3 protein-coding genes are annotated in these 3,145 nt (G+C 76.3%); 1 reads left to right on the forward strand and 2 read right to left on the reverse strand.

The annotated features are described in order from the left end of the window. Positions 1–502, forward strand: a 502-nt coding sequence (locus ABT116_RS41365; RefSeq protein ID WP_351645406.1) for a PucR family transcriptional regulator, incomplete at its 5' end; no start/stop codon positions are given. A 16-nt stretch (positions 503–518) separates the two neighbouring features. Here the strand turns inward: ABT116_RS41365 and ABT116_RS41370 are convergent. After that, positions 519–1,661 (reverse strand): glycosyltransferase family 4 protein, encoded by a 1,143-nt coding sequence (locus ABT116_RS41370; RefSeq protein ID WP_351645411.1) that lies wholly within the window; start codon positions 1,659–1,661, stop codon positions 519–521. Positions 1,662–1,873: 212 nt separating this feature from the next. Continuing rightward, the coding region (locus ABT116_RS41375) for a DNA repair protein RecN (protein ID WP_351645415.1) at positions 1,874–3,145 on the reverse strand (1,272 nt) is incomplete at its 5' end.

The following is a 3,145-nucleotide window of genomic DNA, read 5'->3' on the forward strand; positions in this document are numbered from 1 at the left end:
CGCGGACCGGGTCGCGGCGGCGCTGCGGGCCGGTGTGGACCGGGCCGGGATACCGCGGCCGGGCGGGCAGCCGCCCGTGGTGGTCGTGGGCATGGCCGGCGGCTGGCCGGCGGCGGCCTCGGGCCTGCGGCACGCGGCCGAGACGGCCACGGCCGCCCAGGGTCTTGCGGAGCGGCCCTGGTACGACGCCCGCCGGCTCGACATCGACCTGCTGCTGTGGCGGCTGCGCGACCATCCGGACCTGGCGGCCTTCGTCGACCGCGCCCTCGGCCCGCTGCTGGATCACGACCGCCGTTCCCGGCCGCCGTTGCTGCCCACGCTCACGACCTACCTCGCCCACGCGGGACGCAAGGCGGAGACGGCCCGGGAGCTGCACCTGAACCGGCAGACCCTGTACAACCGCCTGGCCCGCATCGGGGAGTTGCTGGGCACGGACCTCGACGACCCGCAGACGGTCCTGGCCCTGAGCCTGGCCCTGCGGGCCCGCAGGCACGTCCCCTAGGGGCCCCCGGGCGTCTCTAGGCGAGCGGGCGGGGTTGCGTCAGCTCGTCGTAGACGCTGAGGACCTGGGCGACCGTCTCGTCCTCGGTCGGCCAGGTGGCGGCCTGCCGGGCGCCCTTGGCCGTCAGCAGTTCCCGGCGCGCCGGGTCGTCGAGGAGCCGTACGACGGCGTCGGCGAGGGCCTTCGCGTCGCCGTACGGGACGAGTTCGGCCGCGTCGCCGACGAGTTCGGGGATGCCGCCGACCTCCGTGGCGACGAGGGGCACGCGCGCGTGGAGGGCCTCCTGGGCGAGGACGGAGCGGGCCTCCCAGCGGCTCGGCAGCAGGGCGAGGTCGGCGGCTGCGAGCAGGTCGGTGATGTCGTCGCGCCGCCCGATGAGCCGGACCGGCAGCCCCTCCTCCTCGATCCGGCCCTGGAGTTCACCGCGCAGCGGCCCTTCCCCGGCGATCACGACCAGCGGCACGGGATCGAGCCGGCGCCAGGCGCGCGCGGCGTCCAGCAGCACGTCGTACCCGCGGTGCCGTTCCAGGGAGCCGACGGCCATCAGCAACGGCCTGCCGATGGCGCCGAGTTCGGCGCGCACCTTGGGCCGCCGCCGGTCGGGGTCGTCGGGTTCGCGGGGGCTGCGGGGGCCGGGCAGCGCGACGGCCGCGAGCCGGGCGTCGCGCGCGCCGGTGAGCCGGGCCCGGTCCACGAGCGGTGAGGTCGTGCCCAGCACCACGGTGGCCGCCTTCACGACCCTGCGCTCCAGCACCCGCAGCATGTGGGCACGGGCCCCGTCGGCGTGCGCCCGGTCGTGCCACGTCACCACCAGCGGTGTGCGCACACGCCGCCCGCTGAGGGCGAGGACGGTACGGAAGGAGGCGTGCAGCCCGTGCGCGTGCACCAGATCGGCGTGCGCGCAGGCCGCCCGCAGGGCCGCCACCGACACCGGGTCGCTGCTGCGCGGCACGTGCACGTGGTCGGCGCCGACACCGCTGAAGTCATAGGCGCGATCGGCCTCGTAAGGGGCGCACACCGTGACTTTCACGCCCCGCGCGACGAGCCCCGCGGCCAGCGAGCGCACATGCGCACTGCTGGCGGCATTGCCTCCGCCCAGCACCTGCACGGTGCGCAGCGACAACTGGCCGTGCGGTGAGTGGCTGCTCACGGGGGTCACGTGGCCGGGCTCCTGGTTCGGGTCGGGCGGTCACGACGCGTACTCCGCCAAGGATGCCAGGACATACGGGGGTTCCGGGAACGCCGGAGCCCCCGCGACGTGACAGCGGGGCGCGGCATCGGGGGTGTGCGCCGGGCCGGGTCACCCACACGAGTGAAATCGGGCGACCCGCCCGGCCCTTGCCGCACCACCGCCGGTGGCGCCGCTCCCTACTAGGCGTCCGCTCTGGCCGCCGCGAGCAGCTCCTCCGCGTGTGCCCGGGCCGTCTCGGAGTCCTCCTGGCCGGCGAGCATACGGGACAGCTCCCGGACCCGGTCCTCGCCCTCGAGGACCTTGACGCCGGAGCGGGTCACGGACCCGTCGTTGGTCTTCTCGACCAGCAACTGCCGGTCGGCGAAGGCGGCCACCTGCGGCAGATGTGTCACGACCACGACCTGTGCGGTCTTCGCCAGCCGCGCGAGCCGCCGGCCGATCTCGACCGCCGCCTTGCCGCCGACCCCGGCGTCGACCTCGTCGAAGAGGTACGTCGGCACGGGATCCGTCCCCGCGAACACGACCTCCACGGCCAGCATCACCCGCGACAGCTCACCGCCGGACGCGCCCTTGGCGATCGGCCGTGGCGGCGCGCCCGGGTGCGGGGCCAGCAGCAGCTCGACCTCGTCGGCGCCCGCGGGACCGTAGGCGACCGGACGGCCGCCGACCTCGACGCCGTCGGGGTCCTCGGTCTGCCGGATGTCGAAGGACACGCGCGCGTGCGGCATGGCGAGCGAGGCCAGCTCCGCGGTCACGGCGGCGGCGAACCGCTCGGCGGCCTCCGTCCGGGCGTCCGTCAGCGCCTGCGCCAGCCCGCCCAGTTCGGACCGCAGGGCGTCCCGCTCGGCGGTCAGCTCCCCGATCCGCTCGTCGTCGCCGTCGAGTTCGGTGAGCCGCGCGGCACTCTGCTCGGCCCAGGCCAGCACGGCGGCGATGTCCTCGCCGTACTTCCGGGTCAGCCCGGTGAGCGCGGCCCGCCGCTCCTCGACGGCCGCGAGCCGCAGCGGATCGGCGTCCAGGTCGTCGGCGTACCCCGCCAGGTCGCCCGCCGCGTCGCGCAGCAGGATCCCGATCTCCCCGACGCGGTCCGCGAGCGCGGCCAGCGCCGAGTCGTGCGACCGGACGGCGTCCAGGGCCCGCTGGGCGCCCGCGACGAGCGTCCCGGCGTCGACGCCCTCCGGGTCCTCCGGGTTGCCCGCGAGAGCGGCGTGCGCGGCCGCCGCGGCGGATGCCAGCGCCTCGGCGTGCCCGAGCCGCTCGGCCTCCTCGGCCAGCTCCACGTCCTCACCGGCCCGGGGCTCGACGGCGGCGATCTCGTCGAGGCCGAAGCGCAGCAGGTCGGCCTCCTGGGCCCGTTCCCGCGCCCGGGTGGTGATCTCGTCGAGCTCGGCGGCCACGGCCCGCAGCCGCTTGTACGCCTCGCCGTACTTGGCCAGCGGCCCGGCGACCGC

This window comes from Streptomyces sp. NPDC002130, assembly GCF_040296465.1.
Taxonomy (GTDB): Bacteria; Actinomycetota; Actinomycetes; order Streptomycetales; family Streptomycetaceae; genus Streptomyces.